The following is a 23,619-nucleotide window of genomic DNA, read 5'->3' as shown; positions in this document are numbered from 1 at the left end:
CGAAATTCCTTGTTGTTATTGATCAAGCCGTGCCGCAAAGACAGCGGGCATGGCTGCGACCTGACGAGTCTGGTAATCGAAGAATACGATGCCTGTCTTCAATCTTGCCACTTCTTTGCCATTGTTGCCATCTGTCGCCTGATAGACGATGTCCAGCCCGTACTTGTTGTGATCGGCGGTGCCCAGCTTGAATAACAGTTGATCGCCATGAAAGGCCTCTGCCCGGTACATGACTGCCGCATCGGCCATGATGATGCCAACGCCCTCGACATCCAGCTCGCTGTAGCCCATGCTTTTCAACCAGCGCAGGCGCACCTCGTGCGCCAGTCGCAAAATGGCATCATTAGCCATGTGGCCGCCGTAGTTGATGTCGCCAATTCGTACGTCCAGGCTGGTCTGGAAGATGAACTGCTCGGGTAGGGCAATCTTGATGCGTGCCATGATTTCACCTGAATAAAATGACTTTCAGTCTAATCGACTGTCTTAATCTGTATCAACAGCAAGCCGGGGTGGTTTGCTAGACTGAATGCATGGCTGCCAACACACACAAGGAGAGGCTTATGTACCAACGCATTTTCGTGCCGGTGGATGATAGTGATACGTCTAACCTGGCATTGGCTGAAGCATGCCGACTTGCCAAGAGCATGGGTAGCACCCTTCGTCTGGTGCATGTGGTTGATCTGGCGCAGTTTGGCTGGGGTGGGACGGAATTCCTGGATGCTGCCGAGCTGCAAAAGTCCATCAAACAGGCCGGTGAACAAGTGCTGGGACAGGCACAAGCACAGGCAGTGGCTGCCGGGTTGACTCCGGAAGTCAAGATTCTGGAAAGCTGGGGAGACAAGATTGCATCTGTGCTGATTGACGATGCCAATACTTGGGGGGCAGATCTGGTGGTGATGGGCACTCATGGCTGGAGCGGCTTGATGCATATCCTGATGGGCAGTGTTGCCGAAGGCTTGCTCAAGCAGGCGGACGTGCCAGTTTTGCTGGTACGCAATGCGGGTGAGTGAGTACGTTCACCTGGCCGCTTTGTACTGTTGAATAACGGATGGGTCATAAAAAAGCAGCCGCGAACCAGATGGTTTGACGGCTGCCTTTTTACTGGTGTGCAAATCAGCTGGCGGTTGCTTCGCTGCTGCCTTCCTGTGCTTCCATCTTGGCACGTACAGCCTTGCGCAGGCTCTTGTACAGGTCAGGGTGGGTTTCTTTCAGGTACTCGACAATTTCAAAGTCTTCACGACGTACCTTGGAAAGTTCGATCTGCTCGACATGAACCAGACGCAGCAGTTCACGAACCGGCTTTGGCATGTTGCGGCCACTTTCATAGCGGGAGCCACCAGACTGGGTGACGCCAATGCGGCTCCAGAACTCTTGCTGGTTCAGGCCCAGCTTGCGGCGGATTTCACGTGGGTTGGTGATTTTTTCAAAGAGTTTCATGGGTTGTTCCTCTTAAAAGGCTAACAGTATTGTATTGAATTATTGTTTTGGCTTAGGACACTGCCCTATGTCCTAAAAATAGCAAAGAAAATCCATAAGGAATAATGTGATTTGAAAAAAATCATAAAGTTCCGACATGGATTACATGCGCATGAATGATATGTTAGCGTATTCTTATCTAGAAATACAACGGAATGTCATCCATCTGGCAAGAAAATGGTAGTTACATGTCGTAAACATGTATATAGATGATGGTCAAACTAGAGGGGGAGGGGTGGCGAGCCTGACCCTCGGCACTTGTACTAAGTAACTATGGCTGCTTCCTTCCGGACCTGACCAGGTTTGCTACCGTACAATGCGAGGAGACCCGCCGCAGAAGAGTGCGAATAATAACGGGTTTCATCACGCTTGCCAAGCGTGCTGTAGAAATAGGTTATCCAGCCAGGAGCAGGGCACTTTTTTTATGAGCAGGCATATTGCCTGACCGGTCGTACTGGGGGCAGACTCCGCCTATGTTTTGCCTTGTTTACAGGATTGCCATATGTCTTCCTCCTATCTTTCCCTGCTGCAAACGCTGGTGGGCTTTGACACCACCAGCCGTCATTCCAATCTCGCACTGATCCGTTGGGTGGAGCAGTACCTGCAGGCTTATGGTTTGAGCAGTCAGTTGACCCTGAATGATGATGGCAGCAAGGCCAACCTGTTTGCCCGGATTGGTCGGCCAGATTTGCCGGTCCTGCTGCTGTCTGGTCATACCGATGTCGTGCCGGTTGACGGACAGGCCTGGACGTCACCGCCGTTTACTCTGACCGATAAGGGAGATGGCCGTTGGTATGGACGTGGTGCATGCGATATGAAGGGCTTTATTGCCTGCGTACTGGCGCATGTGCCGGAGTGGGTGAGGCTGGCAGGGGAGGGGCGTTTGCAGCAAGGCATTGGTATTGCCTTGTCGTATGACGAAGAGGTGGGTTGCCTGGGCGTGCCGCGTCTGATTGATGCCTTGTTGAAGGAGCAGGTGCCACTGGCCGGTTGCATTATCGGTGAGCCTACTTCAATGCGTCCGGTGGTTGCACACAAAGGCATCGCTCATTATCACTGCCATGTACAGGGCCGGGCAGCGCATTCCTCGCTCACACCGCAAGGGGTGAATGCCATTGAATATGCTGCCAGGCTGATCACCCATGTGCGCCGCCTGGCCGATACCGAGGCGTCGTTCGGTCATCACCAGCCTTTGTATGATGTGCCGTTTACCACCTTGCAAACCGGCACCATCTCGGGCGGGACAGCCAACAATATTGTTCCCAAGGATTGCGAATTCACCTTTGAGTGCCGCTGGTTGCCGGGTGACGACCCGCAGCGCTTTGTCGATTCGGTGCGGGATTATGCTGACAACCTGTTGCTGGAGATGCGCCAGGTGGCACCGGAGGCGGACATCAGTATCGCTTCCCGCGTGTATTGCCCGGCATTCGAGGCTACGCCGGATAGCGAAGTGTTGCAGTATGTGGAAAAGCTGTGCGCTTGCCAGGGTGGTGACGGTGTGGCTTACACCACGGAAGCCGGGGTTTTCCATGCGGCCGGCATTCCTTGTGTCGTACTGGGGCCAGGCTCGATCGAGCAGGCACATCGCCCGGATGAGTTTATTGAGGAGAGTCAACTGCTAGCCTGTTTTGACTGGCTGGCACGGCTGACTGCCGAGTTGTGTCGCGTGCAGGGTGGCGACTGACAAATATTTTTGCATGGTCTGGAAAATCACTTCAGAATCGCCGCTCCGGTGACCCCGGAAACCCGTGTAATCCGTTCAGGTTATCGCTTGAACGGGTTTGATTTTTGTCGTGATGAGAGACCAAATGAAACAGGACAGCAGATCCTCGGCGTCCGCAGGTGCCAGCAAGGCACGTGACGGATTTACCTCCAGTTTTGGCGTGCTTGCCGCCACGCTCGGCTCAGCGGTCGGGCTGGGTAATATCTGGAAGTTTCCCTATCTGACCGGGACCAATGGCGGTGCCGGTTTTCTGATTGTGTATGTCTGTGCCACCTTGCTGGTAGGTTTGCCGGTGATGATTTCCGAAATCATGCTGGGGCGCCGCGCCAAGTCCGACGCGGTCACTGCCCTGAAAAAACTGGCACCGGCCGGCCAGCCGTGGTGGCTGATCAGCGCCTTTGGCGTGTTGTCGGCCTTCCTGATCATGGCCTTTTATTCCGAAGTGGCTGCCTGGGTGTTTGCCTATGTGTTCAAGGCCATTGGCGGTGGCATTCTGTCCAGCGACCCGAAAGTGACCTCGGCTGCGTTTGGCAGCCTGATTTCCGACCCGGTGCAGTCGCTGTTGTGGCAATGGCTGGTGCTGGCCTTGATTGGCGGTATCTTGCTGATGGGGGTGGCCAAGGGTATTGAAGCCGTCACCAAGAAGCTGATGCCTATTCTGTTTTTGCTGCTACTGGTGATTGGTGTGCGCAGCCTGATGCTGCCCGGCGCCATGCAGGGCATCAGTTTCCTGTTTGCCCCGGACTTCTCCAAGATCACCGCGGCGGTGGTGCTGACCGCAGTGGGTCTGGCCTTTTTCAAGCTGTCCATCGGCATGGGTACCATGATGACCTATGGCAGCTATTTCCGTGATGATCAGAATATCCCTGCCACTACCTTGCGCGTGATGTGTGCCGACCTGTTTGTGTCCATGCTGGCCGGCATTGCCATTTTCCCGGCGGTGTTTGCCTTTGGCTTCAAGCCGGAAGCAGGGCCTTCCTTGCTGTTCATCACCATTCCGGCAGTGTTTGCCAGCATGCCCATGGGCCAGCTGTTCATGGTGGCCTTCTTTATATTGGCCGCGATTGCCTCGACCGGTGCCATGCTGTCCATTCTGGAGGTGCCGGTATCGGTGTTGAGCGAACGTTTTGCTATCAGCCGACCCAAGGCCACCGTGTTGAACTTGCTGGTGCTGGCGCTGTTCGGGGCCACGTGTGCCTTGTCCAACAGCACCATGGCTGATTTCAAGCTGTTTGGCATGACCATGTTCGATCTGTTCGATTTTGTCACGTCCAATATCCTGATGCCGCTGGGCGGCATTTTCCTCTGCCTGTTTGTGGGCTGGGTGTGGGGTTTTGACCGCTTGAAGGCTGCTTTGTCCAATGAGGGGCAACTGCATAACGAAGCTCTGGTGCGTGTGTTGCTGGTGGTGGTTCGCTTTGTTTCGCCCTTGTTGATTCTGGTGGTGATGCTCAAGGGGCTGAAGCTGTTCTAAATGCTTTGCAGCTGTATTGCATGAACGGAAGGGTCATCCATGGGATGGCCCTTTGCTTTTACGTAAAGCTTTCAAATGGAATGGCGTGTTATTAAATTGAATTACGAATTGTGATTTAACTGGATTTTAATAATAAGACATGAAATGATGATGGCTTACTGCACACCCACAGGGGTGAGAGGTGAAGCATGAGTCATCAGCGGAACTTGGTTTTTACACTGCAGCAACTGGAGGTCCCAGGCCGTTTGCGTGCGCTGTGTCAGGAGCTGTCGGCACTGGTGCCGGACCGTCTGGAAGGGCCTTGGTCGGAAGAGGAGGTGCGCGAGCTGATTCACGGTTGGCGCATGATGGCATTCTGCCAGGAGGATGAGCCGGTGCAGGCCCATCCCTTTCATTCCACGGATGGCATGTTCCGTACCGTGGTGTTCAGGCCGGTTCAGGCTTGATTCTTGCCAAAGTCCGGGTGGCAGTGGCAGTCCAGCAGGTGGTCATTCACCACGCCGGTTGCCTGCAGATAGGCGTAAATCACCGTGCTGCCAACAAAATTCATCCCGGCTTTTTTCAGTGACTTGCTGATCTGCTCGGACAAGGGCGTACTGGCCGGGCAGTCTTGCAATGATGGCCAGTGATTGAGCACAGTCTGACCCTGGGTGTGATTCCATAGCCAGCGGTCGAAACTGCCGTGCTCTTGCTGCAATTGCAGGAATACCGCTGCATTGCGAATGGTACTGCGTATCTTCAGGCGATTGCGGACAATACCGCTGTCTTGCATCAGTCTTTCGACATCCTCTTCCGTCATTTGCGCGACCCGTTGCGGGTCGAAGCCATGGAATGCCCGGCGATAGCCTTCGCGCTTGCGCAGGATGGTGATCCAGGACAAACCCGCTTGCGCGCCTTCGAGAATCAGCATTTCGAACAGCTTGGTGTCGTCGTGTTGCGGACGACCCCATTCCTGATCGTGGTAGGCAATATATAAAGGATCATCCCCGCACCAGGGGCAGCGCGGTACAGAAGAAGCTGTCATGAAAGGCTCCGTAGCAGCCCGGCGGGTGCCGGGCCATGGCTTAGCCGAGGTTGTGCATCAGGATGTCGCAGGACAAGCCGGTTTTCTGCAGGCCCTTGCGGCTGGACAGGTTCAGGATGAGCGGATTGCGGATGTTTGCTTTCAGTTCGCCCAGTGCCGGGTGGGATTCGGACTCGGACTGTTCCTGATACAGCAATACCAGAATCACCGCATCTTCCGGTTTACTCAGTTCCAGACGGGAAACTTCTTCATCGTTCAGTTCCACTTCGTAGCGAACGCCCAGTGTCGTGGGGTGGGTCACGCTCAGGGTGATGCCGGCATCGTCCAGCGACTGCATCCAGAAAACCGATGGGTTGGCACTGTCGGCATTGTGGAACAGTTTGAACTGGGTGCAGTTTTCCAGAGCAGGAATGCCTTGGGCAAAATTGATGATGGTGCTTTCATCCACTTCTACGGTGCCGAGTTGGCTGGAATTGAACAGCATGTTGTTCTCCCTGTGGCAGATGCCAGCATTATGCATCAAGCCTATGAAGCCGACGATGCTCTTGTACAGTACTGGGTGTTTTCATTGCGCTTTCGGGTGGACTGGCTGCATGCATTTTGGTGCTGCGTCGCACAAGTGCAGTGCAAACCGTTAGAATGCAGCACCATGATGAAGCCTGAATCGCTGTATCCCCAGATTGAAGCGGCCTTGCGCTGCAACGATGTTGCCGCCAAATTGGCCGCCACCTACCATGTCCAAGCGGCGTGGGAGGCAGGCTTGCTGCATCGGCAAGACGCCCCTTTGTCACGCCTGCCGCTGGCAGGTCATCCGGCACGGCCGGAGTTGGTGCATGCCACCAAGGTACCGCGACGCAGGACCGGCTCTCCGCAGGGGCAGCCGGCCATGTTGCATGCCATCGCCCATATCGAATTCAATGCCGTCAATCTGGCGCTGGATGCTGCCTGGCGCTTTCGCGACATGCCTGACGCTTACGTCACCGACTGGTTGCGTATCGCTGCTGAAGAGGCCAAGCATTTCCGGCTGCTGCAACAGCGCTTGCAGCAATTGGGTCATGACTATGGTGACTTCCCGGCACATAACGGTTTGTGGGAAATCTGCCATCGCACCGACCATGACGTGCTGGTGCGCATGGCGCTGGTGCCGCGTGTGCTGGAAGCCCGGGGCCTGGATGCCAGTCCGGAACTGAAACGCAAACTGGCGAATATCGGCGACCATGCCAGCGTGGCGATTCTCGACATCATTCTTGAAGATGAAATCGGTCATGTTCAGGTGGGAAATCACTGGTTTCACTGGCTGTGCCGCGAACGTGGCCTGGAGCCGATGACCGCGTTTTGCGCCTTGCTGGACGAGTACGATCTGACTGCTCATCGTGGCAGCTACAATATGGATGCCCGGCGTTGTGCCGGGTTTAGCGAGGCCGAGTTGCAATGGTTGCAGCAGGCAAAACCAGAACGGCCAAGCCCCCAAGCTTAACTGACATTGCCGGGTGCAGAGGACACTGTGTCGGGCCTGACATCAGGTGCTGCGCACCTGGTCCCGGTGGCTTTCGCGCTTGATGGGCCATGAGCGATGCTTGCTGAACAAGATGAGGGAGATCGACGATGTGGAATCTGATACGCCGTATCCGTATGCGGCGCAAACAGGCGGTGCTGTGCCTGCTGGCGGCTACCTTGGCCTTTGTGCTGAGCGCCGCAATGATGAGCAGCCTGAGCTTTGCCCAGGAGCCGGTACTGACTGTGTGCTGGGGCGTATTGATGGTGTGGTCGCTGCTGGTGCAGCTTCTGCTGCTGGCGATGCTGGCCAAAAAACCATGAAGCAGAAAATGGCATTGAAAACATGGGCTTAATGGATTTGGTCCATGCTGATGCCAGGCTTGACGATGCCGCGTCCGGCGGCGCATAATCGCGCCGCAACATAGAAAAAAGGCCCCTGATACGGCGGGGCCTTTTTGTTTTTACAGTTTTCGGAGAACCCGGATCATGGACTATCAGGCGTTTTTGCGTCAGTTGGAATCCAGCACGCTGCCTGCATCCGAATTTACCCACCAGGCGCATTTGTATGCTGCCTGGGCTTACCGTCGCCAGTATCCGGCGCCGGAGGCGGCCGTGCGCTGTGCGCGTGCGCTGTCGCGCTATGCCATGGCGCAGGGCGCGGCAGAAAAATACCATCACACCCTCACCATGTCCTTGTTGTCCATCCTGTATCACCGTGCCCAGCAGATGCCGGCCATGGTGCAGGAATGGCCGGTTTTTCTGGCGCAGTGTGACGATGTATTGCACGACGCCAGAGCAGTGTTGTTCCAATATTACTCGGATGACAGGTTGAATCAGGATGTATCACGGCGTGCATTTGTGCCGCCGGATCGCATGCCCTTGCCGATTGCCTGTCTGTCCCAACAAGAAAGCGAAGCCCTATGTTAAAAGCCCCGGAATTGCTGCTGCCCGCCGGCACGCTGGACAAGATGCGCGCAGCCTACGATTTTGGCGCGGATGCGGTCTATGCCGGTCAGCCGCGCTATTCGCTGCGTGCGCGCAATAACGACTTCAAGCTTGAAGAACTGAAAACCGGTATTGATGAAGCCCATGCGCGTGGCAAGTTGTTCTTTGTGGCCAGCAACCTGTTGCCGCACAACAGCAAGATCAAGACCTATATGGCCGACATGGAGCCGGTGATTGCCATGAAGCCGGATGCGCTGATCATGGCAGACCCCGGCCTGATCATGATGGTGCGCGAGCGCTGGCCGGAAGTGCCGATCCACTTGTCGGTGCAGGCCAATACCGTCAACTACATGGGGGTGAAGTTCTGGCAGAAGCTGGGTGTGTCACGTATCATCCTGTCGCGCGAGCTGAGCCTGGACGAGATTGCCGAAATCCGTCAGGAATGCCCGGATATCGAACTGGAAGTGTTTGTGCACGGTGCCTTGTGCATTGCCTACTCCGGTCGTTGCCTGTTGTCGGGCTATTTCAATCACCGCGATCCCAATCAGGGCACCTGTACCAACGCCTGCCGCTGGGACTACAAGATGCACGATACCCAGGGTGACGACGCGGGCGATGTGCAAACCATCAAGCTTGACTTCAACAAGGCACTGGAAGAAGCCAACCAGAGCTTCGCCGCCTGTGGTGGTGCCGAGCGTCACCCGCTGGCCGATAAAACCTACCTGATCGAAGAGGGCAGCCGTCCGGGCGAACTGATGCCCATCATCGAAGACGAGCACGGCACCTACATCATGAACTCCAAGGACCTGCGTGCGGTAGAGCAGGTAGAGAAGTTGGTGAAGATTGGCGTGGACTCGTTGAAGATCGAAGGGCGCACCAAGAGCCTGTACTACGTGGCACGCACCGCACAGGTATATCGACAGGCCATTGACGATGCCGTGGCCGGACGCCCGTTTGACCTAGGCTTGCTGGCCGAGCTGGATGGTCTGGCTAATCGTGGCTACACCCCGGGCTTCCTGGAGCGTCACCAGACCCAGGATTACCAGAATTACCTGGATGGCCATTCCAAGGCCAAACAAAGCCAGTATGTAGGCGATGTGCTGGAAGTGGATGCTGACGGCTGGGCGCTGGTCGAAGTGAAAAACCGCTTTGCGGTGGGTGATCGTATCGAGGTGATTCATCCGCGTGGCAATCGCATCGTGCAGCTAAGCCAGATGACCCGTAACGGCGTGGCAGTCGAGCTGGCGGCCGGTAATGGCATGCAGGTGCGGATTCCGGATATGGCTGGTATGGAAAAAGCGCTGCTGGCGCGCTTGATCTGATCAAATATATAGCACCGCACAAGCAGTGCTAAAACGTAAGCGGCTTTCCTGAGGGGGTAAGCCGCTTTTATTTCGCCGGTACACACAGCAAGGTATGGCTAGATTTGATCTGTGGCAAAACTGCCTCATTCTGAACTGGGGCAAGAAAAAACTTTTTTTGTCCACCGGCAGCTGAATCGGTGCGTTAATCCGTTCAGGGGCACTGCATGCCATCACCAGCGCTGTTGCAGACCGCTACATGCCCTGATACTGGCTAAACCCTTGAATCACCAAGCGGGGCGTAGTTTTTGATCATATGTTTAGTCAATTTGGCGCTGTGGTGCTGGATATGCCCGATAAATGATCAGATGTGCCGAGGTGTGCATGCCGTGCAGATGTCAAGCCCCTGCTGTGTGCAGTTTTTTTGCGCTGCAAAAAAAAATCATGTTGCGGCTGAATGTCTTTGTGGTTAAAAAGCTGTAACACCTCAGCACAATTTGTGGATTTTATTAAACATAACCGAGGTGATATCTACAACGGAGGAGGCTGGTTCGAGCCTTGGCTTGAACCTGTCGAAGTGCGGTCGGCCTGGTGTCGGCAGCGTTTCACGGCTTTCCTGCGATAACAATAATGTGAAAAGACTGGCAGCTTGTTTGCCTTGTCCTTCGTCTCTTGCCTGACAGTTGCCTGCTGTTCTGGATTGGAAATAGCCAGAATGGATAGGATGGGGTTATAAATGTCGTGCACGCTTATTGCTTGGTGAATAGGCGTGTCACATGGGCCCCAGGTTTGGCGTGACCGGATAGGAGGGAGAATCCCCGACCGGTCTCATGAGGTGCAGTGCATCAGGTCCCTCGCGTCCCCAGACGAAGGGAATTTATGGTCTTGCAATACATAGGAAGCCTGTAATGAAGAAGAAACTTGTCAAGAAAGTGCTGTGTTCGCTGCTTCTGCTGTTGCCAAGTGCTGGCGTTCTGGCAGAAGACAAGGCACTGAACGTTTATAACTGGTCCGACTACATTGCCAAGGGCACCATTCCCGGCTTTGAAAAGCAGACCGGCGTGAAGGTGAAGTACGACGTTTACGACAGCGACGATACCCTGCAAGCCAAGATGCTGACCGGTCGTGCCGGTTACGATATCGTGGTGCCTACTTCCAATTTCATGGGCAAGCAAATCGAAGCTGGCATCTACATGAAGCTGGACAAGTCCAAGATCCCGAACCTGGCCAATTTGGACAAGGGACTGATGGCCAAGATCCAGGATGCCGACCCGGGCAATGCCCATGGTGTGCCATGGGCTTACGGTACTGACGGCCTGGGTTACAACTTCACCAAGGTGAAAGCCATTCTGGGTGCCAATACCCCGCTGGATAGCTGGGACATCCTGTTTGACCCGAAAAACGTCTCCAAGCTGAAAGGTTGCGGCGTTTCGGTGCTAGATCAGGCCAACGACGTTTTTGCAGTCGCACTGCACCATCTGGGCAAGGACCCGAACAGCAAGAACCCGGCAGACTACCAGGCCGCCTTCGAACTGTTGAAGAAAATCCGCCCCTACATCACCCAGTTCAATTCTTCCGGCTACATCAATGACCTGGCCAATGGCGACATCTGCCTGGCGCTGGGCTGGTCCGGTGACGTCAACATTGCCAAGCACCGTGCGGCTGAAGCCAAGCGTACCTATCAGCTGGGCTATGTGATTCCGAAATCCGGTGCGCCGATCTGGTTTGACGTGATGGTGATTCCGAAAGACGCCGGCCACGTGGAAGCCGCACACAAGTGGATCAACTACATTCAGAATCCGGAAGTCAATGCCGCGATTACTGATGAAGTGTTCTACCCCACGGCCAATGCGGCTGCCCGCAAGTTCGTGAAACCGGAAATCGCCAACGACCCGTCCATTTATCCGCCGGAATCGGTCATGAAGACCCTGTTCCTGCTCAAGCCGCTGCCGAACGAAATCGTCCGTCTGCAAAACCGTCTGTGGACCCAGCTGAAAACTGGCCGCTAAACCGAGTCCTGAATCACCGGGGTGCTGGCACCCCGGTGCTGCAAGACAGCACGGTCTGACTAGGTATCAAACAGACAGACTGATGCAAGCGTCGGCTGCCGTTCAGCAGTGGCAGGTGGCTGGCTAAAAAAAGTATCTGGAGTGAGGGTTGCAAGCCGGTCCGGCAGGGTCGGGTTGCAGTGAAACGTAAGTCATCACATCAGGGCGAGTCGTGACAGGGCCTTGATATGATGGCTGTAAAGATGGGCTTGGCAAGCCGGGTTCCCCGGCCAAGTGGTGCTAAATCATGAAAAGTCTCAAATTCAGTCGATGGTTACCGTCCGGCAGGACAACCGTGATTGGTGTTCCGTTTTTGTTCCTGTTTGTTTTCTTCCTGCTGCCCTTCCTGTTGGTGGTAGGCATCAGCTTCTCCCAGCAGCAGCTGGGGATTCCGCCTTACACACCGCTCACCAAGATGGAAGACGATGTCTTCACTCTGGTGCTCAACATCGGCCATTACAAGTTCATGCTGGGTGACGATCTGTATTTCGCCACCTACATCAGCTCGGTAAAAATGGCTTTTGTGTCCACGGTATTGTGTCTGCTGATCGGTTACCCGATGGCCTACTACATTGCCCGTGCCTCGGATTCCGCCCGTGACACCCTGATGATGATGGTGATGTTGCCGTTCTGGACTTCCTATCTGATTCGCGTGTATGCCTGGATCGGCATTCTGAAGAACGACGGTTTCCTCAATCAGTTCCTGATGTGGCTGGGCGTCATCGACACACCGCTGCGCCTGTACCACACCAACTGGGGTGTTTATATCGGCATGGTGTTTTCCTACCTGCCGTTCATGATCATGCCCTTGTACTCGCACCTGGTGAAAATGGACCTGCGTCTGTTGGAAGCCGCCTACGACCTGGGTGCCCGTCCGTGGAAGGCCTTTGTGCAGGTCACCCTGCCGCTGTCCAAGAACGGCATCATCGCCGGCAGCCTGCTGGTGTTCATTCCGGCGGTGGGCGAATACGTGATTCCGGAACTGCTGGGCGGTTCGGACACGCTGATGATCGGCCGCGTGATGTGGGATGAATTCTTCAACAATATGGACTGGCCGATGGCGGCTACCGTGACTTGCGCGATGGTGCTGCTGCTGCTGGTGCCCATGGCCATGTTCCAGCATTACCAAGCAAAAGTGATGGAGGAAGTGAAATGAGCACCTTGAAACCCAGCAAGCCGCTGTCTTATGCGGTACTTGGCTTCGGCTACTCTTTCCTGTACCTGCCCATCCTGTTGCTCATCGTCTATTCGTTCAACGAATCGAAGCTGGTGACGGTGTGGTCCGGTTTCTCCACCAAATGGTACTGGGCGCTGCTGGAGGATGATGAGCTGATCACCGCTGCGCTACTCAGTATCAAGATTGCGCTGATGACGGCCACGGCATCGGTGGTGGTGGGCACCTGGGCCGGTTTCGTGATGGCACGGCTCAACCGCTTCCGCCTGTTTCCGCTGTTTGCCGGCATGATCAACGCCCCGCTGGTGATCCCGGAAGTGATTCAGGGTATTTCGCTGCTGCTGCTGTTTGTGGCCATGGAACAAACCCTGGGCTGGCCGGAAGGCCGCGGTGTGTTCACCATCTGGATTGGTCACGTGATGCTCTGTGTGTCCTATGTAGCCATCATCGTGCAGTCCCGTGTGCGTGAACTGAACCGCTCGCTGGAAGAAGCCGCCATGGACCTGGGCGCCCGTCCGCTCAAGGTGTTCTGTGTGATTACCCTGCCGCTGATTTCCCAGGCACTGGTGTCCGGCTGGTTGCTGTCCTTCACCTTGTCGCTGGATGACCTGGTGCTGACTGCCTTCCTGTCCGGCCCGGGCTCCACCACCTTGCCGATGGTGGTGTTCTCGCGGGTTCGTCTGGGTCTGAACCCGGAAATGAACGCACTGGCCACCTTGTTCATCCTGGTGGTGTCGGTAGGCGTGGTGGCGGGCAATCTGTACATGCGTTCTGTGCAGCGCAAGCGTGAGCGCGAAATGCAGTTGGCCTTCAAAGCAGCCTGAGTCGGTCGAGGAGTAGTGTAACGACAGCGGGGTAGCAGTGGGTTGGGAGGTCAGACCAGTCCGGCTGTTACCCCGTTTGTTCTGTCAGCGTAGGAGCAAAAGCTGTTCATGCTGTAGTACAAGGGAGAAATGAAATGAAGAAATTGTTGATCAGTGCACTGATCGCAGGTCTTCCCGGTGTGGCCATGGCCGACGCCAAGGGAGATGAAATCGCCAAGCTCAAGGCCCAGCTAGAGGCCCTGCAGGCGCAAATGCAACAGCTGCAGCAAGCAGTGAATGCCGCAACTGCCGCCAAGGCACCCGAGGCGGACGACGGCAATGCCGAACTGAAGCAGCGCGTGGCCGGCATGGAGATGAAAGTCGACAAGCTGACTACCGATGCCAGTGAAGGCCCGATTGCCGGCTTGAGCATCACCGGTTACATGGACCCGACCTACGTGGCCAGCCGCGTGGGCAAGAGTGCCGGCTTCCAGTTTGTCAATCACAGCAACCAGTATGCTTATACCAACAGTACTTTTGGCGATGTCTACCTGGACATCAAGAAAACCTTTGGTGTCGGCCCGCTGGCCCCCAGCGCCGAAGTCAGCATCCTGCCTAACCGTGGTTCCGGCAATAATCTGCTGACCAGCGGCGGCTCCAGCAGTTCCGGCAACAACATCATCAATACCGCCATCATCAACTTCCCGCTGTCGGATACTACCCAGTTGGTGGCCGGGCTGATGAACAGCTTTGGTGGCTACGAAGTGCAGCAATCCAACCAGATGAACACCATCACCCATGGCCTGCTGTATGACTTCAGCGATCCGGGCAGCTATGTGGGTGCCGGGTTCAACTGGTCGCACGGGTCCTGGGCTACCAAGTTCATGATTGCCAACGAGCAGTTCCACACCAACCCGAACAGTGCAACCGACTCCGGTACGCATACCCATAGCAACAGCACGCCGACAGTGACTGGCCGTGTCGACTACACCATGACCAGCAATCTGGACATCGGTGGCTCGATGAACGTTGGTCGTCAAAGCCTGTTCGTGCACACCGATGCCAACAGTAAGGCCGATGGCACTTATGGTTATCAGGGGACTTCCAACAGCGCCTATGGTGGCTACTACTTTGGCGAAATCGATGCCACGCTGACCGGCACCGACAGCGTCTACAATGCCGAACTCGACTATGGCCGCCTGAAGCAGGGTGCCTGGAACGGTGGCGATGCCGTATGGTATGGCTTCTCGCTGCTGGCACATCAGAAATGGAATTCCGAGTGGTTCGGCCGCATGGGTGCCACCCTGCGCTATGACTACCTGAATGACAGCAAGAACGGTGGCGGCGGCGGCGGTATCGCGCTGAGTCAGTCCAATGGCGTGGATGGCACCAACGGCTTTGGTATTTCCCAGGCATGTTTCAATAGCAGCACTGTCAACGGTACTGATTGCTCTGGCGCCACCCGTCAGGCTTTGACTGCAGCCTTGCTGTTCTATCCGACCGACCAGCTGACCCTGAAGATGGAAATCCGCCACGACTGGGCCAACCGCAACGTATTCCTGCGTAGTGATGGCAACTATCGCAAGAGCAACGACATCTTCGCGGCGCAGGCGGTATACAGCTTCTGATTCTGACTTGTCCCGTTGTCACGCATGGCCTCCGCTGGAGGCCATTTTTATTGGGGTGGCTTGGCAAATGCTGCTTGTGACCGCATTTCATGCACTCCGCTTGCCAGGAAATCACCATGTTCAATGCGCCGGAATGGTTCCGCTCGCTGTTCAATCGCCAGCCCTATGTGGCTGACCCCGACCGCCCGCATCATGGTGGGCGGGGGTATCGCAACCAACATCCGTTTGCCCTGCCGTCATTAGGCAGTTTGCTGGTGTGGCAACTGCGCCATTGGTGGGGAGCGCAGCCGGATCATCGGCCAGAGATGATACCGCTCACTGCCGGTGAGGCGGCTGCCTTGTGTGCCAACCATAGCCGCAGCAGTGTGAGCTGGCTGGGCCATGCCAGCAGTTTCATCCAGCTGGCCGGTTGCAATATCCTGCTCGACCCGGTGTTGTCCCCCAGGGTGTCACCCTTCCGTTTTCTGGGGCCCAAGCGCCAGGTGCCATTACCCTTGGATTTGCCAGACCTGCCGCGTATCGACCTGCTGCTGGTCACACATCTGCATTACGACCACCTGGATTTCCCCACCCTGCAGCGTCTGGCCGCACAGCCGGGCGGCGCACCGCAGGCCATCGTCCCCTTGGGCGTGGCGCGTGCCTTGCAGCGGGCGGGCTTTCCCGCACAGCACATTACCCAGCTGGACTGGTGGCAGCAGCATCAGCACGGGGCGGTCAATGTGCAACTTACCCCGGCACACCATTGGAGCAATCGCGGGCCATGGGGCGACCTGAACCAGGCCTTGTGGGGCGGCTTTTTATTGCAGGGAGCCAGCTTGAGAATCTGGTTCCCCGGCGATACCGGCTATCAGGCGCAATTGTTCGAGGAGATTGGCCAGCGCATCGGCCCGGTGGATTTCGCCTTGCTACCGATTGGTGCCTACGAGCCGCGCCACATCATGCGCCAGCAGCATGTCAATCCGGAGGAGGCGGTGCGCATTTTCCGGCACGTGCGGGCCAAGCGAGCATGGGCGGTACATTGGGGGACTTTCATCCTCACCGATGAACCCATCCAGCAACCGATGGCTGAATTGGCCATGGCCTTGCGTGAGCAGGGCGTGTCTGCGCGCGACTTCCAGTTGCCGGCGATAGGGGAAACCATCTGGCTGTCATGATCAGCTGCGTGTTGGCGTGAGTTATCACCTTTTGCTGCGATGCAAACATTGCCCGTCAAGGCCTGGGGGCATACAATCGACACTGTTAAATTTTTCGAAAACGAAGGCGTTTTTTCGTTTTCACGGCAATATGGGGCAAGCATGACAATTTTGCAGTTGATCAATCAACGCGTACAGGTAGCACTGGCGGCTGCCGGTGCGCCGGACGCGCCGGCAGTGATCCAGCCGGCTTCCAAACCGGAATTCGGTGACTATCAGGCCAACGGGGTGATGGGTGCGGCAAAGGCGCTCAAGACCAATCCGCGTGAGCTGGCGCAAAAAGTGGTGGCTGCGCTGGATTTGCAAGGCATTGCCGACAAGGTGGAAATTGCTGGTCCGGGTTTCATCAACATTCATCTTGCCCCCGAATACCTGGCCCGCCGCAGCGAAGCAGCGCTGAAAGACGACAAGCTGGGCATCAGCCCAGTGACGGCCCAGCGGGTAATGGTGGAGTACTCCTCGCCCAATCTGGCCAAGGAAATGCACGTTGGTCATCTGCGTTCGTCGATTATTGGCGATGCACTGGCGCGGGTGATGGAATTCCTGGGTCACGATGTGGTGCGCGCCAACCACGTGGGCGACTGGGGTACCCAGTTCGGCATGCTGACTGCTTACCTGGTGGAAATCCGCCAGGCGGGTGACAACGCGCTGGAGCTTTCCGACCTGGAAACCTTCTATCGCAATGCCAAAGTACGCTTTGACGAAAGCGAAGAATTTGCCGATCGCGCCCGTGACTACGTGGTGCGCCTGCAAGGCGGCGATGAAGAAGTGCTCAAGCTGTGGGCGCAGTTTGTCGACATCTCGCTCAAGCATTGCGAAGCGGTGTACCAAAAGCTGAATGTCGGCCTGAAGCGCGAGCATGTGCGTGGCGAATCGGCTTATAACGACGACCTGCCGGTGATTGTGGAAGAGCTGCGCGCCGCTGGCTTGCTGAGCGAAAGCGAAGGCGCCGAGGTGGTGTTCCTGGAAGAATTCCGCACTCAGGACGACGAGCCGATGGGCGTGATCATCCGCAAGAAAGACGGCGGCTTCCTGTACACCACTACCGACCTGGGCGCGGTGCGCTACCGTCACAAGGTGCTGAATCTGGACCGTGTCATCTACGTGGTGGATGCCCGCCAGAGCCAGCACTTTGCCCAGATGTTCAGCATCTGCCGCAAGGCCGGTTTCGCCCCGGAAAGCATGAAGCTTGAGCATATCGGCTTTGGCGTGATGATGGGCGACGACGGCAAGCCGTTCAAGACCCGTTCTGGTGGCACTGTCAAGCTGATCGAACTGCTGGACGAGGCGGAAGAACGTGCTTACGCGCTGGTGTCGGAAAAGAACCCGGAGCTGTCCGAGGCTGAAAAGCGTGAAATCGCTGCGGCAGTGGGCATTGGTGCGGTGAAATATGCCGACCTGTCCAAGAACCGCATGAGCGATTACATCTTCAACTGGGACACCATGCTGGCTTTTGAGGGCAATACTGCGCCGTATCTGCAATATGCCTACACCCGCGTGCAGAGCGTATTCCGCAAGGCGGAAAACGTGGATGCCAATGCGCCCATCGTGATTACCGAACCGGCAGAGAAGCAGCTGGCTGCAGCACTGGCGCAGTTTGAAGACACGCTACTGTCGGTGGCAGAAGGTTGCTATCCGCACTACCTGTCCACTTATCTGTACCAGATTGCCACCTTGTTCTCGCGCTTCTACGAAGCCTGCCCCATCCTCAAAAGCGAAGGCGAAGTACGTGCCAGCCGTCTGCAACTGGCAGCGCTGACTGCCAAGACCCTGCGCACCGGTCTGGATCTGCTGGGCATCAAGGTGTTGGAAGCCATGTAAGCCATTCTGGCTGGCTTGCTATGAAAAAACGCCCTGAAACATCAGGGCGTTTTTTATTGTGGCTGGTCTCGCTCAGATGGCTTGTGTAGCCTGCAGCAGCCAGTCGCAGGCGGCGCCTGTCACCAGAGGTAGCAGACGGCCTTGTACTTCGGCATGGTAATGGTTCAACCAGTCCACTTCCTGACGTGACAGCAGGCTGTGCTCGATGCAACGCGTATCGATCGGGCAGAGCGTCAGCGTTTCAAAACGCAGGAAATCGCCAAAGCCGTTTTTCTGTGCAGGCACATTTAATACCAGATTCTCGATGCGTACCCCCCATTGGCCGGGGCGATAGATGCCCGGTTCCACCGAGGTGATCATGCCTTCCTGCATCGCCATGCTGGCATCCGGCAGGCTGCGCGAGATGGTTTGCGGGCCTTCGTGCACATTGAGGAAATAACCCACGCCATGGCCGGTGCCGTGGCCGAAATCGATATCGTGCTGCCACATCGGGGCGCGGGCCAGTGCGTCCAGCATGGGCGACAGGGTGCTGCGCGGGAAGTGGGCCATCGACAGATTGATGGTTCCCTTCAACACCAGGGTGAAGTCGCGCTTTTGTTCCGGGCTGGGCGTACCGACCGCCACCACGCGGGTGATGTCGGTGGTGCCACCGTGATATTGACCACCGGAGTCGATCAGCAGCAGGCCGTCACCGGCAATGCTGGCATGGGCCTCTGCCGTGGCGCGGTAATGCGGCAGGGCACCGTTGGCATTGAAACCGGCAATGGTAGCAAAACTGGGCGAGACAAAGCCGGGACGACGGGCGCGGGCAGTGGTGATCTGCTCGTCAATGTCCAGTTCAGTGATGGCTTCGCGGTTGACTGCTTGTTCGAACCAGGCGAAGAACGCGCACAGCGCCGCACCATCCTGTTCCATGGTGCGGCGGATGTGTTCTGCCTCGCCAGCGGTCTTGCAGGCTTTCAGCAGGGTGCTGGGGTTGATGGCCTGCACGCGCGGCATGCTTTGTGGCATGGCCTGATGGAAACCCAGCGTGATGCGGCGCGGGTCCAGCAGCATGGTGCTGCTGTGGGGTAGGGAAGTCAGTACCGACTTGGCACTGTGGTAATCGGCTAGTTGCACGCCGTCGGCTGCCAGTTCGGCTTGCAGCTTGGCATCCACTTTCTTGCCATCAACAAACAGGGTGGTGCTGTCCGGGCTCAGCAGCAAGTGGCTGATGAATACCGGGTTGTAATTCACGTCCGCACCGCGCAGGTTCAGCAGCCAGGCAATATCGTCCAGCGTGGAAATGAAGTGGTAATCCGCGCCGTGCTGCTGCATGGCCTGTCGTACTGCGGTCAGTTTGTCCTGGCGGCTGGTGCTGGCAAACGGTGGTAGGTGAGGATAGATGGCGGTTTGCGGCAGGGAGGGGCGATCGCTCCAAATCCGGGCAGGTAAATCCAGCTCGGTGCGCAGGGTAATGCCGCGTGCGCTCAGTCTGCTGTGCAGCGCATTGGCTGTTGCCAGGCTCAGTACATCACCGGCTACCGCCAGGGCTTGCCCGGCTTGCAGATTGGCTGCCAGCCAGTCCAGATGCTGCGTGCTGGCGGCGGTCTGGATTTTCATCAGGGTGATGCTGCTGCCGTCCAGCTCCTTGGCGGCTTGTTCCCAGTAACGGCTGTCGGCCCAAAGGCCGGCCTGGTCTGCTGTCACAATCAGCGTGCCCATCGAACCATGAAAACCGGACAGCCATTGCCGGGCCTGCCAGTGGGCGGGCAGGTATTCAGACAGGTGCGGGTCGGAAGAGGGAAGCAGGCAGGCATCAATATGTTGTTGTTGCATGGCCAGGCGCAAGGCGGCCAGGCGCTGGGGAATTGTGAGCAGGGGTGTCATGCGTTTTCCAGTGCTGTGTGTACAGCTATTCTGGTGTGCGTATGGCAGGCTGACAAGCGAGTTTATGCCGGGGTCGCCATGCGTTTTGCGCATGCCTGAAACCGGCGGACGCAAAAAAGGCGATCCGAGGATCGCCTTCTTGTATTACTCAACGACTGGGTGCTTAGTCGGCACGCTGGGTGCTGCGCTGACCCTGACCGGCAGAGCGCGGGCCACGACGGTCATAGCTGCCGCCACCATTGCCACCGGTACCACGGCCATAGCCGCCTTCGCGACGGTCACGGCCATAGCCGTTACCATTGCCGCTGCCACCGCGACGTTGACCCTGAGCACCGTAGCCGCCCGGTTTGCCATTGCGACGCGGGCCTTTCGGCGGACGACGGGTCGGCTCCATGCCTTCGATCACGCCTTCGGTGATCTGGCGCTTCAGGTATTGCTCGATACGGCGTACCTTGTGGAATTCTTTCGATTCCGCCAGGGTGATGGCGGTGCCGTCACGACCGGCACGACCGGTACGACCGATACGGTGCACATAGTCTTCAGCCTGTTTCGGCAGGTCGAAGTTCACTACGTGGGTGATGGTCGGTACGTCGATACCACGCGCAGCAACGTCGGTGGCCACCAGAATCTTGATACGACCGCGACGCAGGTCGTTCAGGGTGCGGTTACGCCAGCTTTGCGGCATGTCGCCATGCAGGCAGGCAGCGGAGTAGCCCTGGTCGGACAGCTTGTCGGCCAGTTCTTCGCTGTAAGCCTTGGTGGCGGAGAAGATCACGCACTGGTCAAAGCCGGATTCTTTCAGGATGTGATCCAGCAGACGATGCTTGTGGTTCAGGTCGTCCGCGTACAGCAGGTGTTCTTCGATGGTGCCGCCGGAAGTCTCGGTACGGGCAATTTCGATACGCTGCGGTTCGCGGGTGATTTTTTCCGCCATGCGGCCAACGGTGCCATCCAGCGTAGCGGAGAACAGTACGGTCTGACGGCTTTCCGGGGTGGCCTTGACGATGGTTTCGATGTCTTCGATGAAACCCATGTCCAGCATGCGGTCGGCTTCGTCCAACACCAGCATTTCCAGGCGGGAGAAGTCAACACGGCCGGAGCGCATGTGGTCCATCAGACGGCCCGGCGTGGCTACGATCAGGTCGATCGGGCGGGACAGGGCGCGGGTCTGGTAGCCGAAAGAAGCGCCGCCTACCAGGCAGGCGGTACGCATCCAGCGCAGGTCCTTGCCGTATTCCAGGGCGTTCTTTTCCACCTGTTGGGCCAGTTCGCGGGTCGGGCACAGCACCAGAACGCGCGGGCCTTGGCCCTTGCCGGTGGAGCGCTCGGACAGCTTGGTCAGGGCCGGCAGCAGGAAGGCTGCGGTCTTGCCGCTACCGGTTTGGGCGGAAACCAGCAGGTCGCGGCCGGCAATGGCAGCGGGGATGGCTTCGGCCTGTACGCCGGTGGGGGTGTCGTAACCGGCAGCTTCGAGTGCACGCAGGATGGTCGGGGCAACGCCCAAGTCGGAGAAATGCATAATGTCCTTTCAAACCGGAGTAGAGCCGGTGTCGCTTGGCCAGGAGATGTGGCGGTTAGCAGCCTCGTGTGAGGCTGTCGGTCATCGGCACCAACCTGTGCAAGCGGCGAACAGCAGTCCAGTCAAAAGAGACACTACGTGGACGAAGCCTGGAATATCGGTCAGGGACGATGAAGCATCACGCCGGCAGTGGCTGCATTGCTGCTGCTGAAGCTGCCGGTGGAATTTGGAAATCAGAAGGGTTCGCACTCTACGGTAAAAAATGGCCTTTTGCAAGCCTTTTCTGCAAAATGGCCTGCTAAGTGATTGATTCCCTGTCAGGAGATGTGGCAAAAAATCAAAAATTGCAACCGGCTGCAAGTTTTAGTGCCGCAGCGCAGCATTATCCTGCTGGCCTGGCAGTAAGGCTAGCCAGCCCATGTCGCCGTTGTTGTCGCGGTATTCAGCACCACTCCAGAAGGCATAAGGCAGGGCCTTGATTTGACTGAACAAGCTGGCAAAGTCCAGCGAACCGCTGCCCGGCGCGCCACGACCAGGGTGGTCGGCAAACTGCAAGTGGCCGATGCGCGGCCAGTACTGCGCGAGCAAAGGAGCCAGCGCTTCGTTCATCCGGGCCATGTGATAAAGGTCGATTTGCCAGAAAAGATTGGGATGATCGGGTAGTTGCTGCAATTCTGCCAGGGTGCTTACCAGAAAGCCCGGCATGTCGTGGCGGTTGATGGCTTCCACGGTGCAGCGGATGTGCTGTCCGGCCAGCGCGGTGGCGGCCAGTTGCAGATTGCCGTACAGCGTATCCAGTGCCTGCTGGCGGCTGCAGCCTGCAGCCAGGCGTCCGGGCAGAATGTTGACTGCCTCCACGCCCAGTTGCGTGGCGTAATGCAGGCATTGTTGCAGGCCGCTGGTAAATTCCGCTTCTTTGCCGGGGTTCCCGGCCAGCCCGGTACCGCCTTGCATCAGGTCGCCAGCCGGGGCGTTGATCAGCACCAGCTGCAATTGATGCTGATGCAGCCAGTCTTGTAGCTGTTCCACCGTATGTTCATAGGGGAACTGGATTTCCACTGCGGTAAAACCGGCAGCGCGGGCGGCGGCAAAGCGCTTCGGCCACGGCAGGTGGCTGAACAGCATGCTGAGGTTGGCGCAAAGCTTCAACATGATCGGGTTTCCTGATTCTGCTCCTGATACAGATTGATGACACTGCTGAGGTCGGCCAGGGCATGGCCTTGTGCGGCATGCAGGCGCATCAGCTGGCTGGCCAGTGCGGCCAGCGGCGTGGCGGACTGGCTTTGTTTTGATAGCTGACCGGCGTTGTCCAGATCCTTCAGCAGGGTGGCTACCTTCCATTGCACCGGCTCTGCCTGACGTGCTGCCATGCGCGGAGCCAGGATTTGCAGCGGCAGCGAGTCGGCAAAGCCACCCGCCAACGCAGGAGCCAGCAGGCTGGCATCAACGCCATTGTTTTCGGCCAGTGACACCGCTTCGGCAATCAGCATGGCATTGGCGGCCACAATCAGTTGATTGCAGATTTTGGTCACCTGCCCGCTGCTGACATCGCCCATGCGGGTAATGCGTTGCGACAGCGGCTGCAGTACCTGGCTGGCACGGCTGATGTCTTCAGGACTGCCACCGGCCATGATCACCAGTGTGCCTTGTTCTGCACCCCGGACTCCGCCGGATACCGGGGCATCCACCCAACTGGCACCCTGTTGTTTGACCAGTGCTGCGCAATGACGGGTGGTGTCAGGGTCGATGCTGGATAGGTCGATGATGAGCTGCCCGGCCCGCAAGACGGGGAGCAATTGCGCCACCACGCTTTGCACCGCAGCGGCATCTGCAATGCATAGCATCAGGATGTCGCTGCTGGCAGCCAGTTCCACCAGCGAGGGAGTGGCTGCCATCCCTTCGGCGCGGGCTAGCTCCAGTTTGTCCGGCGAGCGGTTCCAGACCTTAAGCGGGAAGCCGGCAGTCTGTAGCCGGCCGCACATGGGCAGGCCCATCAGGCCCAGGCCGATAAAACCGATTCTTTCCATGGTGCTAGCCTTTGTCACAAAGCGGGATGGCCAAATTCTAGTGGCATGCTTGCCCTAGCGTCGAGTCTTGCGCGATGTGCATGAAAAAAGCGACCCG

Annotated in this window: 22 protein-coding genes and 1 other RNA gene; 14 read left to right on the top strand and 9 right to left on the bottom strand. The window is 57.2% G+C overall.

Annotated features, from left to right (window positions below):
- Positions 1-15: 15 nt before the first annotated feature.
- A complete protein-coding gene (locus tag HWX34_RS20110; protein ID WP_178973949.1) occupies positions 16-441 on the bottom strand; it encodes a thioesterase family protein in 426 nt (141 codons plus the stop codon).
- A 119-nt stretch (positions 442-560) separates the two neighbouring features.
- Here HWX34_RS20110 and HWX34_RS20105 point away from each other — a divergent pair, with 119 nt between their 5' ends.
- Complete coding sequence (locus HWX34_RS20105; protein ID WP_045848646.1) at positions 561-1,010, top strand: universal stress protein; 450 nt, start codon at positions 561-563, stop codon at positions 1,008-1,010.
- A gap of 103 nt (positions 1,011-1,113) precedes the next feature.
- Here HWX34_RS20105 and HWX34_RS20100 read toward each other — a convergent pair whose 3' ends face one another.
- Together HWX34_RS20100 and ffs are read right to left on the bottom strand one after the other, a co-directional pair.
- Positions 1,114-1,437 (bottom strand): DNA-binding transcriptional regulator, encoded by a 324-nt coding sequence (locus HWX34_RS20100; RefSeq protein WP_178973948.1) that lies wholly within the window; start codon positions 1,435-1,437, stop codon positions 1,114-1,116.
- Between the two features lie 273 nt (positions 1,438-1,710).
- Positions 1,711-1,809: signal recognition particle sRNA small type (gene ffs, locus HWX34_RS20095), an RNA gene on the bottom strand.
- A 169-nt stretch (positions 1,810-1,978) separates the two neighbouring features.
- On the opposite strand from ffs, the gene argE reads away from it, so the two are divergent.
- The 3 genes from argE to HWX34_RS20080 all read left to right on the top strand — a co-directional run bounded on the left by argE (position 1,979) and on the right by HWX34_RS20080 (position 5,119).
- A complete protein-coding gene (argE, locus tag HWX34_RS20090; RefSeq protein ID WP_178973947.1) occupies positions 1,979-3,160 on the top strand; it encodes an acetylornithine deacetylase in 1,182 nt (393 codons plus the stop codon).
- A 124-nt stretch (positions 3,161-3,284) separates the two neighbouring features.
- Positions 3,285-4,673, top strand: coding sequence for a sodium-dependent transporter (locus HWX34_RS20085; protein ID WP_178973946.1), 1,389 nt, complete (start codon positions 3,285-3,287; stop codon positions 4,671-4,673).
- A 206-nt stretch (positions 4,674-4,879) separates the two neighbouring features.
- Complete coding sequence (locus HWX34_RS20080) at positions 4,880-5,119, top strand: hypothetical protein (protein ID WP_178973945.1); 240 nt, start codon at positions 4,880-4,882, stop codon at positions 5,117-5,119.
- Here the strand turns inward: HWX34_RS20080 and HWX34_RS20075 are convergent.
- Positions 5,110-5,697, bottom strand: a complete 588-nt coding sequence (locus HWX34_RS20075) for a DNA-3-methyladenine glycosylase I (protein WP_178973944.1) — start codon at positions 5,695-5,697, stop codon at positions 5,110-5,112. The two genes, HWX34_RS20080 and HWX34_RS20075, sit on opposite strands and share 10 nt — an antisense overlap.
- A gap of 40 nt (positions 5,698-5,737) precedes the next feature.
- Positions 5,738-6,181: a flagellar assembly protein FliW gene (gene fliW / locus HWX34_RS20070; protein ID WP_178973943.1), complete on the bottom strand. Its 444-nt coding sequence runs from the start codon at positions 6,179-6,181 to the stop codon at positions 5,738-5,740.
- A 165-nt stretch (positions 6,182-6,346) separates the two neighbouring features.
- On the opposite strand from fliW, the gene HWX34_RS20065 reads away from it, so the two are divergent.
- The 10 genes from HWX34_RS20065 (at position 6,347) to argS (ending at position 18,107) form a co-directional block, all read left to right on the top strand.
- Complete coding sequence (locus tag HWX34_RS20065; protein WP_178973942.1) at positions 6,347-7,174, top strand: ferritin-like domain-containing protein; 828 nt, start codon at positions 6,347-6,349, stop codon at positions 7,172-7,174.
- A 128-nt stretch (positions 7,175-7,302) separates the two neighbouring features.
- Entirely contained in the window at positions 7,303-7,515 is a 213-nt protein-coding gene (locus tag HWX34_RS20060) for a hypothetical protein (protein ID WP_178973941.1), read from the top strand.
- 165 nt (positions 7,516-7,680) lie between these two features.
- Complete coding sequence (locus tag HWX34_RS20055) at positions 7,681-8,121, top strand: hypothetical protein (RefSeq protein WP_178973940.1); 441 nt, start codon at positions 7,681-7,683, stop codon at positions 8,119-8,121.
- Complete coding sequence (yegQ, locus tag HWX34_RS20050) at positions 8,115-9,461, top strand: tRNA 5-hydroxyuridine modification protein YegQ (protein WP_178973939.1); 1,347 nt, start codon at positions 8,115-8,117, stop codon at positions 9,459-9,461. Before HWX34_RS20055 ends, yegQ begins: the two co-directional genes overlap by 7 nt.
- A gap of 887 nt (positions 9,462-10,348) precedes the next feature.
- Entirely contained in the window at positions 10,349-11,449 is a 1,101-nt protein-coding gene (locus HWX34_RS20045; protein ID WP_178973938.1) for a polyamine ABC transporter substrate-binding protein, read from the top strand.
- Positions 11,450-11,735: 286 nt separating this feature from the next.
- The gene (locus HWX34_RS20040) at positions 11,736-12,644 is read left to right on the top strand and encodes an ABC transporter permease subunit (protein WP_178973937.1); all 909 of its coding nucleotides are present in this window, start codon (positions 11,736-11,738) and stop codon (positions 12,642-12,644) included.
- Positions 12,641-13,486, top strand: a complete 846-nt coding sequence (locus HWX34_RS20035) for an ABC transporter permease subunit (RefSeq protein WP_178973936.1) — start codon at positions 12,641-12,643, stop codon at positions 13,484-13,486. Before HWX34_RS20040 ends, HWX34_RS20035 begins: the two co-directional genes overlap by 4 nt.
- A 134-nt stretch (positions 13,487-13,620) precedes the next feature.
- Positions 13,621-15,093, top strand: a complete 1,473-nt coding sequence (locus tag HWX34_RS20030) for a DUF3138 family protein (protein ID WP_178973935.1) — start codon at positions 13,621-13,623, stop codon at positions 15,091-15,093.
- Between the two features lie 89 nt (positions 15,094-15,182).
- Positions 15,183-16,247, top strand: coding sequence for an MBL fold metallo-hydrolase (locus HWX34_RS20025; protein WP_178973934.1), 1,065 nt, complete (start codon positions 15,183-15,185; stop codon positions 16,245-16,247).
- Between the two features lie 141 nt (positions 16,248-16,388).
- The gene (gene argS, locus HWX34_RS20020) at positions 16,389-18,107 is read left to right on the top strand and encodes an arginine--tRNA ligase (RefSeq protein WP_178973933.1); all 1,719 of its coding nucleotides are present in this window, start codon (positions 16,389-16,391) and stop codon (positions 18,105-18,107) included.
- A gap of 72 nt (positions 18,108-18,179) precedes the next feature.
- Here the strand turns inward: argS and HWX34_RS20015 are convergent, their stop codons facing one another.
- The 4 genes from HWX34_RS20015 to HWX34_RS21650 all read right to left on the bottom strand — a co-directional run bounded on the left by HWX34_RS20015 (position 18,180) and on the right by HWX34_RS21650 (position 23,558).
- Complete coding sequence (locus tag HWX34_RS20015; RefSeq protein WP_370459806.1) at positions 18,180-19,967, bottom strand: aminopeptidase P family protein; 1,788 nt, start codon at positions 19,965-19,967, stop codon at positions 18,180-18,182.
- Between the two features lie 172 nt (positions 19,968-20,139).
- On the bottom strand, positions 20,140-21,495 hold the full coding sequence (locus HWX34_RS20010; protein WP_218645269.1) for a DEAD/DEAH box helicase: 1,356 nt from the start codon (positions 21,493-21,495) through the stop codon (positions 20,140-20,142).
- Positions 21,496-21,858: 363 nt separating this feature from the next.
- The gene (locus HWX34_RS20005) at positions 21,859-22,647 is read right to left on the bottom strand and encodes a hydroxypyruvate isomerase family protein (RefSeq protein WP_218645268.1); all 789 of its coding nucleotides are present in this window, start codon (positions 22,645-22,647) and stop codon (positions 21,859-21,861) included.
- Positions 22,641-23,558: an NAD(P)-dependent oxidoreductase gene (locus HWX34_RS21650; RefSeq protein ID WP_370459805.1), complete on the bottom strand. Its 918-nt coding sequence runs from the start codon at positions 23,556-23,558 to the stop codon at positions 22,641-22,643. The genes HWX34_RS20005 and HWX34_RS21650 overlap by 7 nt, the downstream gene beginning before the upstream one ends.
- Between the last annotated feature and the right edge of the window lie 61 nt (positions 23,559-23,619).

The sequence above is a fragment of the Aquitalea sp. LB_tupeE genome (assembly GCF_013391415.1).
Taxonomy (GTDB): domain Bacteria; phylum Pseudomonadota; class Gammaproteobacteria; order Burkholderiales; family Chromobacteriaceae; genus Aquitalea.
The sequence above is the reverse complement of the archived record's forward strand: the minus strand, read 5'-3'. Positions and strand labels throughout refer to the sequence as shown.

What these genes read in the sequence shown, in the direction of transcription:
- argE (WP_178973947.1), top strand. Translation starts at nt 1,979, where the DNA reads ATGTCTTCCTCCTATCTTTCCCTGCTGCAAACGCTGGTGGGCTTTGAC.
- argS (WP_178973933.1), top strand. Translation starts at nt 16,389, where the DNA reads ATGACAATTTTGCAGTTGATCAATCAACGCGTACAGGTAGCACTGGCG.
- HWX34_RS20075 (WP_178973944.1), bottom strand. Translation starts at nt 5,697, where the DNA reads ATGACAGCTTCTTCTGTACCGCGCTGCCCCTGGTGCGGGGATGATCCT.
- HWX34_RS20030 (WP_178973935.1), top strand. Translation starts at nt 13,621, where the DNA reads ATGAAGAAATTGTTGATCAGTGCACTGATCGCAGGTCTTCCCGGTGTG.
- HWX34_RS20105 (WP_045848646.1), top strand. Translation starts at nt 561, where the DNA reads ATGTACCAACGCATTTTCGTGCCGGTGGATGATAGTGATACGTCTAAC.
- HWX34_RS20060 (WP_178973941.1), top strand. Translation starts at nt 7,303, where the DNA reads ATGTGGAATCTGATACGCCGTATCCGTATGCGGCGCAAACAGGCGGTG.
- fliW (WP_178973943.1), bottom strand. Translation starts at nt 6,181, where the DNA reads ATGCTGTTCAATTCCAGCCAACTCGGCACCGTAGAAGTGGATGAAAGC.
- HWX34_RS20040 (WP_178973937.1), top strand. Translation starts at nt 11,736, where the DNA reads ATGAAAAGTCTCAAATTCAGTCGATGGTTACCGTCCGGCAGGACAACC.
- HWX34_RS20045 (WP_178973938.1), top strand. Translation starts at nt 10,349, where the DNA reads ATGAAGAAGAAACTTGTCAAGAAAGTGCTGTGTTCGCTGCTTCTGCTG.
- HWX34_RS20085 (WP_178973946.1), top strand. Translation starts at nt 3,285, where the DNA reads ATGAAACAGGACAGCAGATCCTCGGCGTCCGCAGGTGCCAGCAAGGCA.
- HWX34_RS20035 (WP_178973936.1), top strand. Translation starts at nt 12,641, where the DNA reads ATGAGCACCTTGAAACCCAGCAAGCCGCTGTCTTATGCGGTACTTGGC.
- HWX34_RS20010 (WP_218645269.1), bottom strand. Translation starts at nt 21,495, where the DNA reads ATGCATTTCTCCGACTTGGGCGTTGCCCCGACCATCCTGCGTGCACTC.
- HWX34_RS20100 (WP_178973948.1), bottom strand. Translation starts at nt 1,437, where the DNA reads ATGAAACTCTTTGAAAAAATCACCAACCCACGTGAAATCCGCCGCAAG.
- HWX34_RS20005 (WP_218645268.1), bottom strand. Translation starts at nt 22,647, where the DNA reads ATGTTGAAGCTTTGCGCCAACCTCAGCATGCTGTTCAGCCACCTGCCG.
- HWX34_RS20065 (WP_178973942.1), top strand. Translation starts at nt 6,347, where the DNA reads ATGATGAAGCCTGAATCGCTGTATCCCCAGATTGAAGCGGCCTTGCGC.
- HWX34_RS20025 (WP_178973934.1), top strand. Translation starts at nt 15,183, where the DNA reads ATGCACTCCGCTTGCCAGGAAATCACCATGTTCAATGCGCCGGAATGG.
- yegQ (WP_178973939.1), top strand. Translation starts at nt 8,115, where the DNA reads ATGTTAAAAGCCCCGGAATTGCTGCTGCCCGCCGGCACGCTGGACAAG.
- HWX34_RS20110 (WP_178973949.1), bottom strand. Translation starts at nt 441, where the DNA reads ATGGCACGCATCAAGATTGCCCTACCCGAGCAGTTCATCTTCCAGACC.
- HWX34_RS20055 (WP_178973940.1), top strand. Translation starts at nt 7,681, where the DNA reads ATGGACTATCAGGCGTTTTTGCGTCAGTTGGAATCCAGCACGCTGCCT.